Annotated in this window: 19 protein-coding genes and 1 pseudogene; 6 read left to right on the top strand and 14 right to left on the bottom strand. The window is 39.2% G+C overall.

From position 1 onward, the window contains the following. Positions 1-71: 71 nt before the first annotated feature. Complete coding sequence (locus tag B9A52_RS09470) at positions 72-1,517, bottom strand: M48 family metalloprotease (protein WP_084120096.1); 1,446 nt, start codon at positions 1,515-1,517, stop codon at positions 72-74. Positions 1,518-1,772: 255 nt separating this feature from the next. Between B9A52_RS09470 and B9A52_RS09475 the strand changes: the two genes are divergently transcribed. Continuing rightward, positions 1,773-2,201, top strand: coding sequence for a DUF6508 domain-containing protein (locus B9A52_RS09475; protein ID WP_084120098.1), 429 nt, complete (start codon positions 1,773-1,775; stop codon positions 2,199-2,201). Between the two features lie 47 nt (positions 2,202-2,248). Here the strand turns inward: B9A52_RS09475 and B9A52_RS09480 are convergent, their stop codons facing one another. Then, positions 2,249-2,479, bottom strand: coding sequence for a hypothetical protein (locus B9A52_RS09480; protein WP_084120100.1), 231 nt, complete (start codon positions 2,477-2,479; stop codon positions 2,249-2,251). Positions 2,480-2,743: 264 nt separating this feature from the next. On the opposite strand from B9A52_RS09480, the gene B9A52_RS09485 reads away from it, so the two are divergent. The 3 genes from B9A52_RS09485 (at position 2,744) to B9A52_RS09495 (ending at position 6,580) form a co-directional block, all read left to right on the top strand. Beyond that, entirely contained in the window at positions 2,744-3,949 is a 1,206-nt protein-coding gene (locus tag B9A52_RS09485) for a DUF5009 domain-containing protein (protein WP_084120102.1), read from the top strand. 17 nt (positions 3,950-3,966) lie between these two features. Further along, the gene (locus B9A52_RS09490) at positions 3,967-5,094 is read left to right on the top strand and encodes a family 20 glycosylhydrolase (protein ID WP_084120104.1); all 1,128 of its coding nucleotides are present in this window, start codon (positions 3,967-3,969) and stop codon (positions 5,092-5,094) included. Between the two features lie 118 nt (positions 5,095-5,212). Then, positions 5,213-6,580 carry an arylsulfatase gene (locus B9A52_RS09495; RefSeq protein ID WP_231955542.1) on the top strand — a complete coding sequence of 456 codons (1,368 nt, stop codon included), beginning with the start codon at positions 5,213-5,215 and terminating at the stop codon, positions 6,578-6,580. A gap of 65 nt (positions 6,581-6,645) precedes the next feature. Here B9A52_RS09495 and tsf read toward each other — a convergent pair whose 3' ends face one another. The 6 genes from tsf to B9A52_RS09525 form a co-directional block, all read right to left on the bottom strand. After that, positions 6,646-7,476: a translation elongation factor Ts gene (gene tsf / locus B9A52_RS09500; protein WP_084123455.1), complete on the bottom strand. Its 831-nt coding sequence runs from the start codon at positions 7,474-7,476 to the stop codon at positions 6,646-6,648. A 306-nt stretch (positions 7,477-7,782) separates the two neighbouring features. Then, positions 7,783-8,544: a 30S ribosomal protein S2 gene (rpsB, locus tag B9A52_RS09505; protein ID WP_084120108.1), complete on the bottom strand. Its 762-nt coding sequence runs from the start codon at positions 8,542-8,544 to the stop codon at positions 7,783-7,785. 45 nt (positions 8,545-8,589) lie between these two features. Beyond that, a complete protein-coding gene (gene rpsI, locus B9A52_RS09510) occupies positions 8,590-8,976 on the bottom strand; it encodes a 30S ribosomal protein S9 (RefSeq protein ID WP_084120110.1) in 387 nt (128 codons plus the stop codon). Positions 8,977-8,988: 12 nt separating this feature from the next. After that, positions 8,989-9,432: a 50S ribosomal protein L13 gene (gene rplM / locus B9A52_RS09515; protein WP_084120112.1), complete on the bottom strand. Its 444-nt coding sequence runs from the start codon at positions 9,430-9,432 to the stop codon at positions 8,989-8,991. 155 nt (positions 9,433-9,587) lie between these two features. Next, entirely contained in the window at positions 9,588-10,298 is a 711-nt protein-coding gene (locus B9A52_RS09520) for an RluA family pseudouridine synthase (RefSeq protein WP_084120113.1), read from the bottom strand. 119 nt (positions 10,299-10,417) lie between these two features. After that, a complete protein-coding gene (locus tag B9A52_RS09525; RefSeq protein WP_084120114.1) occupies positions 10,418-10,699 on the bottom strand; it encodes a septal ring lytic transglycosylase RlpA family protein in 282 nt (93 codons plus the stop codon). Positions 10,700-10,779: 80 nt separating this feature from the next. On the opposite strand from B9A52_RS09525, the gene B9A52_RS09530 reads away from it, so the two are divergent. Beyond that, complete coding sequence (locus tag B9A52_RS09530) at positions 10,780-11,583, top strand: HipA family kinase (protein WP_084120116.1); 804 nt, start codon at positions 10,780-10,782, stop codon at positions 11,581-11,583. Beyond that, on the top strand, positions 11,561-11,944 hold the full coding sequence (locus B9A52_RS09535; protein WP_084120117.1) for a DUF3037 domain-containing protein: 384 nt from the start codon (positions 11,561-11,563) through the stop codon (positions 11,942-11,944). Before B9A52_RS09530 ends, B9A52_RS09535 begins: the two co-directional genes overlap by 23 nt. Here the strand turns inward: B9A52_RS09535 and B9A52_RS09540 are convergent. The 6 genes and pseudogenes from B9A52_RS09540 to B9A52_RS09565 all read right to left on the bottom strand — a co-directional run. Continuing rightward, positions 11,921-12,178: pseudogene (locus B9A52_RS09540) on the bottom strand (sensor histidine kinase); the annotation flags it as partial. The gene B9A52_RS09535 and the pseudogene B9A52_RS09540 overlap by 24 nt on opposite strands. A 48-nt stretch (positions 12,179-12,226) precedes the next feature. Next, the gene (locus B9A52_RS09545; protein ID WP_084120120.1) at positions 12,227-13,021 is read right to left on the bottom strand and encodes a hypothetical protein; all 795 of its coding nucleotides are present in this window, start codon (positions 13,019-13,021) and stop codon (positions 12,227-12,229) included. Positions 13,022-13,024: 3 nt separating this feature from the next. After that, positions 13,025-13,354, bottom strand: coding sequence for a T9SS type A sorting domain-containing protein (locus B9A52_RS09550; RefSeq protein WP_084120122.1), 330 nt, complete (start codon positions 13,352-13,354; stop codon positions 13,025-13,027). Further along, positions 13,321-14,046, bottom strand: coding sequence for a hypothetical protein (locus B9A52_RS09555; protein WP_157370117.1), 726 nt, complete (start codon positions 14,044-14,046; stop codon positions 13,321-13,323). Before B9A52_RS09555 ends, B9A52_RS09550 begins: the two co-directional genes overlap by 34 nt. A gap of 171 nt (positions 14,047-14,217) precedes the next feature. Then, positions 14,218-15,291 carry a sensor histidine kinase gene (locus tag B9A52_RS09560; RefSeq protein WP_084120125.1) on the bottom strand — a complete coding sequence of 358 codons (1,074 nt, stop codon included), beginning with the start codon at positions 15,289-15,291 and terminating at the stop codon, positions 14,218-14,220. A gap of 4 nt (positions 15,292-15,295) precedes the next feature. After that, positions 15,296-15,985: a response regulator transcription factor gene (locus B9A52_RS09565; protein ID WP_084120126.1), complete on the bottom strand. Its 690-nt coding sequence runs from the start codon at positions 15,983-15,985 to the stop codon at positions 15,296-15,298. Positions 15,986-16,039 lie beyond the last annotated feature (54 nt).

The raw sequence follows: 16,039 nt of genomic DNA on the forward strand, positions 1-16,039 counted from the left end.
CAAAACCTCGTGGATTTTAAGCAACTGGTAATGATTCTTGATAACGGAATTTCATGGTTGAGGATTGTTTGCTATTTTCCTACCACTTTGATCAACACTCCCTGGTCGAGTTCGTCATCAAGTTGCATTCCATTTAAAATTGCCAATTCTTCATTTCTATCCTCAGGCATTCCAAAATGCTGCAATGCTGCTTTCAGATTCATGTTTCTGGGCACGGATTTGATTTTAATTACGTCAGGTTTTCTATTTAGCTTGTCGCTGTCTTTCAGTTCCTGAAATGCCCGCATAGTGCTATGGAAGGTTGGCTGGTAGGTTGGGAATTTAGACAGTTCTGCAATACCCATGGTATTGTAAATATTTCCTCCATATTGGATAAGGGTGGAAATCACGCGAATAGTGACTTGTTCCTGTTTCTGGTCTGCAGTCATCACCAAGGCCGGAAGCCCATTGATTCTTTCTTCTTTGGAATCTATCTGCTCAAGTTTATATTGCTCCAGTAATGTATTGGCTGCCTCTTTGAGCGAATTCCCGGAAATTAGAGAAAGCATCATCAGCGCTTCACCGTTTTTGGGTGCCATTTGAATCTGCTGGGGGGTGTTCTGAAAGCTCCAATCCTTTGGTATGGTAAAGGAGAATTTTAGTACAGGATGATAAAAGAAACCATTTTCTACAAATCCCTGATTGGGATCTTCTCCGATTATAAGTCCATCAATTCTTTTCAGATAACTGTTTCTGTTAACTTCCCCATCAGTCATTTTCAATTTTTCTTGCCATTCCTTTGCCAATTTGGCTACACTGACATTACGTTCTTCGGGAGATGGATGTGTAGATAAAAAATCAGGAATTTCTTCTCCTCCGGATTTCGCCTGTTGCCTCTCAAGAGTTTCAAAAAAACCTGCCATTTCGGTAGCATCATAGCCTATCTTGGAGGAATATTCCACTCCAAGTTTGTCAGATTGTCGTTCAGCATCCCTTCCAAAACTCAACAAGGCCAACTGCATCCCTTGAGATAACGGTTCTACAAACTGGGTCAGTTCAGGAACCAAAATGACCCCAGCAATAATCCCCAATTGACTTAGAAGTTGATTTCGTTGTTGTATGACAGAATGTCTGGCGGTTATATGTCCGATTTCGTGGCCCAATACTCCTGCAAATTCTGCTTCATTGTTGAAATGGGCCATAATGCCCCGGGTAAAGTAAACATAACCTCCGGGTACTGCGAAGGCATTGATGACCGGCGAATCCACCACTTTGAATTCATAATTCAATTTTGGTCTGTGGGATATGGCAGCCATTTCCAAACCTTTATCCGTAATGAATTTTTGAAGTTGCGGGTCATCGTATAGGCCAAAAAAAGCTACAATCTGAGGGTCTGATTCTTTACCCATAGCTATTTCTTGGGCTTCGGACATAAAAACAAGTTGTTTTTTTCCGGTAACTGGATTTCTTGCACAGCCAATAAGAAATATTGCACTAAGTACAAAACTGATGAAAGAAATAAATTGAAATCGTCTCATGGAGTATGTTTGGTGATGCCTTTTTTTCGGATTTTTGGGAATTACAAAAGGTGATTGCATTTAGGAAAAGCAGCAATTTTGGAACCAATCAAAATATTTCAAGGAAATATGTAAATATTTCCCAATCTTATGCAAGCCTTTCTATTTAGGATTTGAGCTTTAAAAATGTCATTCAATATTTTCCGAAAGGATTCGAAATCCAATAAAAGTTGTAAATTGGTAAGCCAACCAATCTTAATTTATAATTGATTTTTTATGAAGCCTCGATTCACCCCATTAATTGAAATTGAAACGTATCTTAAATCCGAAACCGGTAAAAAAGCGATTTTTAGTTTGTCAAAGTACATTCCTGAAATGGAGTCAGAGTTTCAGCGAATAAAAAAAGCCATCCACTTTGACCTTACAGAAGAGGCCTTGTTAAAATATGTTGATTTTGATGAATTAAGACCGAATCTTCAGATTGATATCAATATTTCCGGATTATTGGTGGACTTTGACCCATTAACATGGATTGAAGGCCTGGAGTTGCTGGATGGTATCCGCAAGCATCAAGCGGTCAATCAAATCAAAGTCTGTAAGTTGATGACCGTCATTATCAAGAGGGATGCTCAAGAAAGCGGTTATTTCGATAAAGAGCTCAAGAAAGGCACTTTTGTTTGGCTTTTGAAAAATCTTTGCATCTAATTTTCCATCATTTATTTTCTGAAATAAATCAAATATCTCAAATTAAATTAAGGTTCGTCAGATGTAATTGATTCCTGAGTATCGCTCTCTTCGATGATCTTACCCAAATCTACCCCACCTCTGAACAAAAGCATGCCTCCTGCAGCTCCAAGAGGGTAATTTTTGTTTTTTAGGCCATGAATCAGGAGGTAAGTTCCCGAAAACAACATCACAACAGGCTCTATACTTTTAAAACCTTTCTTGATGTCGTTGAATAATGATTTTGCCAGCGTTGTCATATTTTCTTAGTTTAAATTATTTTAAATAAATCATCAATTTTAAAACATAAATAGTTGTCAAAAAATCCCAATTATAATAATTTAATTCAATTATTGTGCCGCATACCTAATTTGATGTTCTTAACTTTCCGGGTACTTGCCATTGGTATAAAAATGAAGATTTATTTATAAGTAAAGATTGTTTTTTCTTTAATTTGATTTGGATAATTACACCTGATAGCGAATAAATTTCTTTTCTTCGATTTTAATTGATTCAGAACCTCTATGGCCATCCATGCCCAACTGTCTTCACCTGTCCGCGTATATTCCATTGATGTTTTCAGGGCAATAACGATGCTACTGATGATCTTTGTGAATGACCTGTGGACTTTAAAGGAAATTCCTGATTGGTTGGGGCATGTTCCAACAGAGGTAGATGGAATGGGATTGGCCGATGTGGTTTTCCCTGCTTTCTTGGTCATTGTTGGATTGTCCATTCCTTTTGCCATTTCCAAGAGAATCCAGAAGGGAGAAGGTATTTACGATACCCTTAGGCATATTTTTTTCAGAACCTTGGCTTTATTGACCATGGGGGTTTTTCATGTGAATCTGGAAAATTACAATAGAACAGAAGCAGTACTTTCAAAGCCGCTTTGGCAGATTTTAATGACCATTGCATTCTTCTTGATATGGTTGGATTATACTTCCTATCTCAATAAAAGAATGAACAATTTACTTCAGGTCACCGGAGTATTGCTTTTAGGAGTTTTGGCTTACCTCTATGTGGGGGGAACTGTAGAGAATCCCACATGGATGGAATTTCATTGGTGGGGGATCCTTGGTTTGATCGGTTGGGCTTACCTGATCGCATCTTTGATTTACTTGGCATTTAGGGAAAATATGGCAGTTTATATCTCCTTTTTTTTATTTTTTCTTTTTTTCAATTCCGCAGAAAAATTAGGCTGGCTTGAATTTCTGAACAGTATCAAACCCTATTTCTGGATTTCAGGAAATGGCTCGAATCCGGCTTTTTCTATGGCAGGAGTAGTGATTGGGCTTTATTATAAAAATTACCTTTCCAGTGGAAAATTCAAAAACTACGGTCTTGTTCTCGGTTCCTCTGCAATGATTTTGATAGCTTTTGGTCTTCTGACCCGGCCATTGTGGGGAATCCATAAAATCGGAGCCTCACCATCATGGGTCACTATCTGCACAGGATTAAGTTTTTTGGTTTTGGCTGGATTAATATGGTTGACAGATAAAAAGGGAAAAGCAGATTGGTTCAATATAATTAAGCCCGCCGGGACAAGTACCCTGACCTGTTATCTGCTCCCCTATATTCACTACGCGCTGTTTTCGATGGTAGGGATTGTCTTGCCCCTTACCCTGAGAACAGGATATGTTGGAATATTAAAGTCGCTTTTGTATTCTTTGATCATCATTTTGATTACAGGTTTGTTGGAAAAAAACAGAATCAGATTAAAAATATAACATTAAACCCCTGCGCCATGAAAAACACCATTGCTTTCCTGATTGTTCTTTTCTGTTTCCATTTCGTGACAGCAGCTGCCCAAGCAGCAAAAGATGAACTTCCTGTAAGGGGATTGGCTATCGCTGCACCAAAAACCAATGAAGTGGATAGGTTTGTAAAATTTATCCATGAGGAGTTGGCACCAAGAAGAATTAATACACTTGTATTGAGGGTGGATTATAATTATCAATTTGAAAGCCATCCTGAACTCAGGGATGAAAATGCTCTGAGCAAAAGTGATGTCAAAAAAATGGTTACTGCAGCAAAGCAGCATCAGATCAAACTCATTCCGCAGATCAACCTTCTAGGCCATCAATCTTGGGCAAGTACTTTAGGTAACCTACTCAAAGTTTACCCTGAATTTGATGAAACCCCCCATGTCGAACTCCCTGAAAAATATGAATGGCCCAATGCGGATGGTCTCTATTGTAAAAGTTATTGTCCCTTACATCCCGGTGTGCATCAGGTAGTTTTTGCTTTGATGGACGAAATTGTTGAAGTGTTTGAAACAGATGCCTTTCATGCCGGTATGGATGAAGTTTTTTATATCGGAGATGATAAATGTCCAAGATGTCAGGGGTTGGACAAGGCAGAACTTTTTGCAGGAGAGGTCTCCAAAATCAGAAATCATTTAGCTTTGAGCGATAGAAAATTGTGGATTTGGGGTGATCGATTGATCGATGGAAAGACCACAGGAATTGGTTTATGGGAGGGAAGTTACAACAGAACCCACAGGGCGGTGGACATGATTCCAAAGGATGTGGTCATTAATGATTGGCATTATGAAAGGCCTGTTGGAACTCCGGTTTATTTTGCGATGAAAGGCTTCGATGTGGTCAGTTGTGCATGGAGAAAACCTCATGTAGGAGTCAGTCATGTTGAGGATATGTTTTTATTTAGAAGAAACAATACTGAAGTAATGAAGGACCGTTTTGCAGGGGTTATGTTGACAGTATGGTCGGGGGTGACACCTTTTTTGGATGGATTTTATGGTTATAAATCCAATCCTAATCATGTATTGACCGAACAGGAAACCAATCAGCCTTGGGTGACATTTGTGGAAATGTTTGATAAATATGAGGCACTTGTAACTTCCGAGAATTAATCATCATATTGTAATTTGTTCAATTTTTGAAAAAATCATAATGAACTTAAAATACAATTTATTTACACTCTTCATTATATTCCTTTGGTCATGCAATAACCAAAAAGAGGAAGTTAGCATGGCAGGGATTAAACCCAATATCATTTTTATCCTAGCCGATGATCTTGGATATGGTGACTTAGGGATTACGGGTCAAACTAAAATTGAAACTCCTAACTTGGACAAATTGGCCAAAGAGGGGATGCTTTTTACCAATCACTATTCCGGGTCTACTGTCTGTGCACCTTCAAGATCTGCCCTTTTGACTGGATTGCATACCGGCCATACACCTGTCAGAGGCAATTTTGAAGTAGTACCTGAGGGGCAGTACCCACTTCCCGATACTTTGCTGACAATTCCAAAAGCCATGAAAAATGCAGGCTATGCAACAGGGGCATTTGGGAAATGGGGACTGGGATTTGTCGGCACATCCGGAGATCCAAATAATCAGGGGTTCGACCAATTTTTTGGTTATAACTGTCAGCGCTATGCACATAGATATTACCCTGAATATCTTTGGGGAAATGACCAAAAAGTCTATTTACAGGGTAATGATTGGACAAATAAGGAAACTTATGCTCCTGAAATCATTCACCTCAAATCGTTGGAATTTTTAGAAAACAACAAAGACCAACCTTTTTTTATGTTTGTACCGATGGTAATTCCCCATGCTGAATTGGCAGTGGCAGAAGATGATGTTTTTCAGAAATACAGAAACAAGTTTGGCGAAGAAAAGGAACATATAGCTCCTCAAGGAGGAGATTATGGACCGGATATGAAAATCCCCGGCTACCAATCTGTCAAATACCCTAGAGCAACTTATGCAGCAATGGTTGAAAACCTGGATCGGCAGGTCGGTGAAATTATTGAAAAACTGGAAGAATTGGGGATAAGAGAAAATACGATTATTGCTTTTGCCTCTGATAATGGTCCCCATCAAGAAGGAGGAAATGACCCTGATTTTTTCAATAGTAATCGGGAATATAGAGGATACAAAAGGGATCTTTATGAAGGGGGAATTAAAACTTCACTCATTGTTAATTGGCCTGGCAAAATAAAAGCAGGTTCCATTTCAGATCACATTTCAGCTTTTTGGGATTTGTTGCCCACTTTCGCTGAACTGACAGGGGAAAAAATAGTTGAAAATCTTGATGGTATTTCATTTGTCCCGACTTTGTTGGGAAAACCTGGCCAAATGCAACATGACTATCTTTATTGGGAATTTATCGAACAGGGCGGTAAACAGGCCATCAGAAAAGGAGCCTGGAAAGCAGTAAGGTTGAACCTAAAAAAAGATGCAAATCCTCCAATTGAACTTTATAACTTAGACGAAGATCCTGCGGAGTCAAATAATATTGCTGATCTGCATCCTGATATAGTTCTGGAAATGTCTAAACTTTTTGAAGAAGCACATATACCAAATCCCGAATTCAAATTGTTTGAATAAAAAAACCTCCGGAATTTCCGGAGGTTTTTAAAATACCATACAAGGTATAGTGTTTTTTCGGTTGATTAACCGATTGCAATTCTCTTGAAAGCTGAAACAGTCAAACCTTTGCTGACGCTATCAAGATATTGAGCGATTGATTTGCTGTTGTCTTTCACAAATGCCTGGCTCAACAAAGTATTTTCTTTGTAGAATTTATTGAGTTTACCCAAGGCGATTTTTTCCAACATTTCTTCAGGCTTACCTTCCTGTCTTGCTTGGTCTTTACCGATTTCTATTTCTCTTTCGATGATAGTGGCATCAACACCATCTTTATCAACAGCAACTGGATTCATAGCAGCAATCTGCATGGCTACATCTTTACCTGCTTCTTCCACATCTGCACCATTGACATTGATCAATGCCACCAATACACCTAATTTACCATTGGAGTGAATGTAAGGAACGACTTTTTCACCTTTAACAATTTCGTAGTGAGAGATATCTAATTTTTCTCCAATCTTTCCGGTCATTTCGATGATTTTCTCCTGAATGGTAATGGAATCAAAAGGAAGCGCTAGAATTTCTTCCTTAGATGCAGCCTTGTTGCTTGTAGCCAAGTCTAACAGGGTATTTGCAAAAGCTACAAATTCGTCATTTTTAGCCACAAAATCAGTTTCACAGGTCAATGATAGTAAAGTTCCTGTGGATCCGTCAGCGCTTACATGAGTGACAATTGTACCTTCTTTGGTTTCACGGTCAGCTCTTGATGCAGAGACTTTCTGGCCTTTTTTTCTAAGGATATCAATAGCTTTTTCAAAATCACCTTCAGCTTCGGTAAGTGCTTTTTTGCAATCCATCATACCGGCACCGGTCATTTGTCTTAGTTTGTTTACTTCTTGTGCAGTAATAGCCATTGTTTTGTTTGTTTGTAAGATTAAACTTTTTTTCAATATTTTGTATAGCCTCTTGGTTTTGAGTTTGTTCAAAAGACCTTCGAGGTTTGGTATAATGATTTTATTTCCGTTTTCCTCGAGTAAAACCTCAAAGGTCAGGAGATTTGAAAACCTAGTTGGAGATAAAGACCTTCGAGGTTTAATATAATCATTTTTTTCACCGTGTTCCTTTGATAAAAACCTCAAAGGACGTCTGGCAAAAACAAAAAATTGAACATAGGCCAAAACCGTATGTTCAATCTTTTAGTTAAAGTATATCAAAGTGGATTACTCTTGTGTTTCTGCGTCCACGGCTTTTTTAGCCTCTTCCTCTTCGGTAAGTTTAGCATCTTCTTTGTCTTTTCTTCTTTCAGAAAGACCTTCTTCGATGGCAACTCCGAACGCTTTCACCAACAAAGAGATTGATTTGAATGCATCGTCATTGGCAGGGATAGGGAAATCCACCTCGTTCGGGTTGGAATTTGTATCGACCAATGCGAAAACAGGGATACCAAGCTTTTGTGCTTCTGAAATAGCGATGTGTTCTCTTTTGATGTCCACTATAAAAAGAGCAGCAGGAAGTCTTGTCAGGTCAGCAATACCACCCAACACACTTTCCAATTTTTCTCTTTGTCTTGTGATCATCAAACGCTCTTTTTTTGCAAGGTTCTTGTAGGCGTCCTCTTTCATCATTTTGTCGATGGTGGACATTTTCTTCAAGGACTTTCTGATAGTGGCGAAGTTTGTTAACATTCCGCCCAACCATCTTTCGGTAACATAAGGCATGTTAAGTCTTCTTGCTTCATCAGCTACCAAGTCTTTCGCCTGCTTTTTGGTAGCGACGAACATGACTTTTTTGCCGGAGCGAACGATCTGCTTGATTGCGTTGGATGCTTCTTCAAGGCAAACGAGCGTTTTGTTTAGGTCGATGATATGGATACCATTCTTCTCCATGAAGATGTAAGGCGCCATTCTCGGATCCCACTTTCTTGTTAAGTGTCCAAAATGAACACCAGCATCCAGTAAGTCTTTATATTCTATTTGTGCCATTAATAAATAATATAGTTTTGATATAATTTGAAAAGAATTTCCAGATTAACGTTTTGAGAACTGGAATTTTCTTCGTGCTTTTCTACGTCCTGGCTTCTTACGTTCTACCATCCTTGGATCACGCGTTAAGAAACCTTCTTTTTTCAAAGCCGGTCTATGCTCTGCATCAAACTCACACAGCGCTCTGGAGATAGCCATTCTGGCAGCTTCAGCCTGTCCGGTGATACCACCGCCATCAACATTTATTTTGATGTCGTAAGAACCATCCACACCTACAAGTGCCAATGGCTGCTTGACCACAATCTGATGCAGATCAAATGGGAAATAGGTTTCAATCGATCTGTCATTTACAGTGATTTCACCCTTACCTGGTTTCATGTAGATTCTGGCGACTGATGTCTTTCTTCTACCGATTGTATTGATAATTTCCATGGACTGCTTCGGTTAAAATTTAACTTCTTTTGGTTGCTGGGCAGCATGAGGATGCTCAGAACCGTTATAAACGAATAGATTTCTGTAGAGCTCTCTTCCCAGTCTTGTTTTGGGGAGCATGCCTCTGACAGCTTTTTCCACTAAAATCGAAGAAGACTTCTGCTTCAATAATTTTGGCGTGGAAATTCGCTGACCACCTGGATATCCAGTATGGCGTACATAGACTTTTTCGTCCATCTTTCTTCCTGTCAGCCTTACTTTGTCTGCATTGATGACAATCACGTTGTCTCCGCAGTCTACGTGAGGGGTGTAATAAGGCTTGTGCTTACCCCTCAGGATTTTTGCGACCTCACTGGCAAATCTACCTAATACTGCAGACTGGGCATCCACTACAACCCAGTTTTTCTCTACAGTAGTATCATTTGCTGATATGGTCTTGTAGCTTAATGTATCCACTGTGTAAATGTTTAATTATTAGCTTGTTAAATATACTTCACCCTCAAAAAGGGACACAAAGATAGAAGTAATTTCTTTTTATTGCAAAGGAAACCAAAATATTGCCTATAAATTCATTTGAATATTGAATTTTTAACCATTTGGTCTTCTTTCTCTTAACTGTTTTTTTCCAATTGCTTCATCAATACTTCGAAGTCCTTGGGATAAGGGGCAGTTACTTTTATTTTGGAACTGTCCATTCCAGTGAATTCAATGGCATAGGCATGAAGGGAAACCCGCTGCATCAGGGGCTTTTCGTCCGTGCCCTTTTTAAGATTGAATTTTCTTTTTAAAGAAGATAGATAAAGCGGCTTTCCTCCATAAGTTTCATCTCCGCAGATCGGAGACTTCAAGTAGGCCAAATGCACCCGTATCTGATGAAGTCTTCCTGTTATCGGTCTACACTCAATCAATGAATGGGTGTAGAACGTATTCAAGGTGGTGAAATATGTCTGTGCAGGCTTTCCCTCTTTGGTTATCTTGGCGAAACCTTTGTTATTGGCATGAATGTTACGGTCTACCAATAAATTTTTGTACTCATGGATGCCTTCCACTACCGCATGGTAGATTTTGTCAACTTTCCGGTCTTCAAACTGCATGGCAATGTTTCTGTAAGCCTCGGGATTTTTTGCAATGACAAGGCATCCGGAAGTTTCTTTATCCAATCTATGGCATACCTGGGCATCTGAGGTATATTGCTTGGCCAAGTCCAGGATATTCTGTGCCTCATGCCTGTCATCCAAAGTTGATAAATAGGGAAGCTTATTGACCACAAGGTAATCCTCGTTTTCAAATAGTATCAAGTCTTTAAAATTGATCTTTTTCATGCGTTCTTCTTCCCAATGGGGCGCAAAATTATCGAATAATAATCAGTGTAAAAAATTAATACAGAAGATTGTTTTGAAACCTGATAATCTAAAGTAGGTAGGTCAAAGACTTTAGGATATTATCTGTATTTAATTTCAACAGGTGCCACACCGGCATCTAGCATATCAATCCTCCGCGCTGCCTTTTTGGATAGATCGATAATCCTTCCGCCTACAAATGGCCCCCGATCATTGATCCTTACCTTCACCTTCTTGCCATTTTGTAAGTTGGTGACCTTTACTTTGGTCCCAAATGGTAAGGTCTTATGGGCTGCGGTCAATTTGCCTTTTCGGTATATTTCTCCATTGGCAGTCTGTCGGCCATGGTATTTGTCATGGTAGAAGGAAAAGCAATAATATATTTTTGGCTTTCATCCTATAAAGGTTATCGTTCTTGTTGAGATTAAGAAATGATTTATAAATTTGGTACAAATACCCGTTGATGGTTACAAATCCAGTTTACCCTGGATTAAGAACAGTACAGGTCATGCGCTATGTGATGCCATTGCGAGAAGGTGGCTCATTACCTGCTTTGGCTGATGCTGATGATGGGTTCAGTTATGTGCTTAAATTCAAAGGTGCTGGCCAGCGTGAAAAGGCACTTATCGCCGAATTGTTGGGTGGAGAAATAGCCCGATTGCTTGGATTTAATGTCCCTGAACTGGTTTTTACTTATTTGGATGAAGCTTTTGGAAAATCCGAAGGAGATGAGGAAATCCAGGATTTGCTCAAAGGAAGTCAAGGACTGAATTTGGGATTGCACTTTCTTTCCAAGGCTTTGACTTTTGACCCGGGAGCAGGTAAGGTTGATGAACTTCTTGCATCCAAAATTGTTTGGTTAGATGCATTTATCACCAATGTGGATAGAACCTTTAGAAATACCAATCTTTTGATTTGGAACAGAGAGCTTTGGTTGATTGACCATGGGGCGTCTTTTCTATTTCATCATTCTTGGGACAATTGGGAGAAGCATGCCATAAGCCCATTCCCCATGATCAAAGACCATGTGCTTTTGCCCCAAGCAACCCGATTGGATGATGCCGATCAAGAGTTCAGATCCAAACTAAATCAGGATGTGATCAGAACAATAGTACAACTGATACCTGAGGAATGGATTCTTGCATCAAGGGATGTGGAAGAGGCTGAAGATGGCAGATTGGTCTATGAAAAGTTTTTGACAATGCGCTTAGAAAATTCAGAGGTATTTGTGAAAGGAGCAAAAGATGCAAGGGAAACACTTATATGAATACGCTGTCATCCGTGCTGTGCCCAGGGTGGAAAGGGAAGAGTTTGTCAATGTGGGTGTAATGGTCTGCTGCAAAAAAACCAATGAACTTTACTGCAAGTTTTTGTTAAGTATTGAAAAGGTTTTGGCATTGGATAAAGAGGCCGACCTTACTTTGCTTGGAGCTTATTTGCTTTCATTCAGACAAGTGTGTGCCGGTGAGCCAAATGGAAGCCCGATAAGTTTACTCGATGCAGCTTCCCGATTTAGATGGTTGACAGCCCAAAGAAGTTCTATGATTCAGACATCTAGGCCCCATGTAGGTTTTGCTGATGATCTGAAGCAGGTAACTGATGATTTATTTGATAAGTTTGTTGCTTGAAGCTAACACATCTTCTTTCTCCAACGGCAACTCAAAACTAAATACAGAACCTTTCCCCAGGATACTGCTGACTGAGATTTTGCTTTTATGCCCTTCCAGAATATGCTTGACGATGGCAAGTCCCAGGCCTGTTCCGCCCTTTTCTCTGTTCCTGCTTTTATCCACCCTGTAGAATCGTTCAAATATTCTTTTTAGGTCTTCCGGAGGGATGCCTTTCCCATTGTCTTTCACCTCAAAATTAGAAGATCCACTGGGGAATGGTTTTCATTAATTTGAGAATTTTCATTCTCTTGAAAAAGTATAGCCAAGCCTTATCCCTGTCTGTATCGCCCTTAAATTGACCTGGTCAGGAACGATGACAGGCACGGACCCTCCAGGCACGGCTCTTTTGTACATGGTATAGTCAAAATCGGCCCATCTGTAGGACAAATTCAGCCCAAGGTTTACCCTACTGGAAAGTGAGATAATTGTAAGAAAGCCCGATTCCAGATACAAAGAAGAAAGTTTGGGCTTATTGCCTTCATGGATAAACGACCAAGGACTCTGAAATCCTGTGGACTCTAGCTGATAATAGGGGAAGTTCATTTGGGCTATCCCGATTTTCTGATAGGGTCGTATCTGTATTTGTTTTATTATTAAACGATAGCCTAGGCTATAGGCTAAGTATCTGACCCTATAATCTTCTTGACTGCTTACTATATAGGGAAACTGAAGATTTGCAAAATACGCGTTAGCTTTAGTAAGATCGGCAGCATTCCGGGAAGAACCCAGAGAGATGCCATGCACTAATCTTTGATTGTGCAGGAAATTGATTTCAAGGTTCAGATCTGTGCCCCTTCTCGCGCTAGCGTTTCTCTTTTTTGCAAAGATTGTTTCGACATAGTAAAACTCCGTATCAATTAGGGCACTTTGAACATTCTGTGCAAAGTATGTCGTGGAATTGTTTGCGTAGCTGCCTACAGGCAGGAGAATACCTCCCCCAATGGTGATCTCAAACTTGGCTTTATTGAAGAAAAAGTCTTGTCCGATGGTATCAAAGGATAATATCGCCAAAATCAATGTCAGATATCTCTTCATGGCTTACTTCTTTAAAATGATCCTTTGTTCATGGATTAATTTCTCTTCGTAATATATTTTCAGCCAATATTCACCGTTTTCAAGTTGGCTGAAATCCACCATATCGTCTCCTTTAATACTTAAGTGCTGCCTTTGAATGGTATGACCCAGCCCAATAATTTCGATTTTAAATTCGAGTTCCGGGTTTAGGTCGATTTGGAAGTTTCCTTTGGATGGATTTGGAAATACCATAAATGATCCGAAATTGTAAAACGTAATATTCCTGGTTTTTATGGTTTGACCGTTTACTGATTTTGCATCTACTTTGAAACTGATACTTCCTCCGCTTGGCATTTGGATAAGGACATTATTGTTGTTCCGTTTCCGGATACAATATTGAATTTACTGTTGACAGATGCCCAGCTATAGGTAACCCCCGATACAGCTTGAACTGAATAGTTATAGAGGCTCCCGATTTCTATTATTTCATTGCCTTGAATACTTCCTATGTATGTCCAGTATTCCATGGAATTGGGAATGTATCGGTTTGTCAAATGATAAAAGGATTTATTGAGATCGTGAGCTACTAGAGGCCCATCGGTGCCATATTTTGAAATATATTTAGTTGAGGCGAAGGGGGAAGTTGTTTTTACGGCTGAATGACCACCAGGAGAATTAATTTCAAAAAAAACAATCCTGGCATCTGCTTCAGAATTTATTCTTACATATTTACTGTCTGACCTCCATGTTCCCCCATCAATACCTTTATTATTTGGACACTGGTAAGGAGTATTGACAGTAGTATTCCATGAAGGGACAGTGCAGCAGGATGGAATGGAGCTACAGGTATTCTCCATCATTGCCATTGTAAATCCATGGCAATTGTACACTGCATCAATGTCGCATTCAGATAACCTTTTAGAGCCATGTTGAGAACCAATTAGCCAATAAATATCACTTTGGTCAGAATAACATTGGACGGACTGACCGAAGGTACCTAAGTGAAAGAGAAAAATTAAGGCATAAATATTTAAGAAATGTTTCATAAAAAAAGAGATCATGTAAGGCAAGGTCTAGATAATAAGATAAGTATAGAATTCCAAATCAGATTACAAATATGAAAATATTGATTTTCTATTTTTTTTATGTATTTCCGTTTTAATACCAGTGACTTTTGATTAATTGTTGTTGACGATCTAAAACAGTTAACTGATGATTTATTTGATAAGTTTGTTGCTTGAGACTACAGCCTCTTCTTTTTCCAATGGCAACTCAAAACTAAAAATAGAACCTTTACCCAAAGTGCTGCTGACAGAGATCTTGCTTTTATGTCCTTCCAATATATGCTTGACAATGGCGAGACCAAGACCTGTACCTCCCTTTTCCCTGTTCCGGCTTTTATCTACCCTATAAAATCTTTCAAATATTCTCTTAAGATCTTCGGGCGGGATGCCTTTGCCATTGTCTTTCACTTCAACGGTAATCTGATTTTTATGAATTTTCAGGCTCACGTCTATTTCTCCCCCATCATTGTTGTATTTGATGGAATTGGAAATCAGATTTTGGCATACCCGGAAGATTTTCTCCTTATCCGCAAAAGTCCTGTAGGTTTTTTCTTTGTCATAGTAAAAGCGGATCAACATATCCCTTTTGGATGCCTTGTGCTCCAATTCTTCAATTACCTCATGGATCACCTCTTTGAGATCAAATGATTCAAAATGAAATTTGACGACCCCGCTCTCCATTTGGTTTAGGGTCAACATGTCCTGCACCAATTTGTCAAGGGCATTAAGGCTCTTGGCAGCACGTTTCAAAAATTTCAATCTGACAGACTTATCTTCCACGGCACCATCCAAAAGCGTGTGGACATATCCCTGTGCTGCAAAAATCGGTGTTTTGAGTTCGTGGGATATATCAGCTATAAACTCCTTTCTGAATTCCGCATTTTTCTGAAGAGCCTCTATTTCTTTGTTTTTGGCCTGTGCATAGGAATTGATGGTCTTGTTGATTTTTCTAAGAGGTGAAATTGACAATTTATCAGACTTGTCGGGAATACTGGTATAGTCCTTTTTTTGTATTTTTTCCAGTACTCCATAGATATTACTGATTTCATTAAAAATCAAAAATTCCAAAGTTACATTCATCAAAATATAGGAAACAGAAAAAGAAATACTCCCCGCCACGACCAATAGCGTCGGTGTAGCATCATCCAAAAGCAATAAAAATAACACCGTTAGGGTAGAAATGGCCAATGCCAATACCAAAGAAATTCCCCGCGATGTGGTCAACATATAATCAGTTCAATTCGAATTTATAACCCACTCCTTTTACAGTAGTGATATAATCTTCACCAATCTTTTCCCTGACTTTTCTGATATGCACATCGACAGTTCTTGCCAGCACAAATACATCAGCTCCCCAGATATTCTGCAAAAGATCATCTCTACTGAATACCATATTAGGGTTTTTGGCCAGGAAATACAACAATTCGAATTCTTTTTTGGGCAGCGTTATTGTCTTGCCAGCTTTATCTATAGTGTAGCTGGTCCTATCTATGGTAAGATCTTTGATTTTTATCTGGGAAAACTCCTGTTCCTTTTTGGATTCCCTTCTGAACAATGCAGCAATTCTGCTCATCAATGCTCGGGGCTTTATAGGCTTTGTGATATAATCATCCGCCCCCACGTCAAAAGCCGCAACTTCCGAATATTCCTCTGATCTTGCAGTTAGAAAAATTATAAAGGTGTTTTTCAATTCCGGAATTTCACGAATCTGACGGCATGTTTCTACCCCATCTTGCTGAGGCATCATAATATCAAGTAAAATCACGTCAGGCTGGAATTTGATTGCCTTTTTAACTGCTTTTATTCCATCTTCAGCAGCTTCTACCTCATAACCTTCTTTTTTAAGATTATAGGTGAGAATTTCTACAATGTCCGGCTCATCGTCCACGACAAGAACCCTTATTTTTTGTTTATCACTCATTGGTTTTAGCGGGTTTGGTTGCGCTAATGTGATGCTAATTTAAAAAAAGACCTC

The organism is Aquiflexum balticum DSM 16537 (genome assembly GCF_900176595.1).
GTDB classification, from domain to species: Bacteria; Bacteroidota; Bacteroidia; order Cytophagales; family Cyclobacteriaceae; genus Aquiflexum; species Aquiflexum balticum.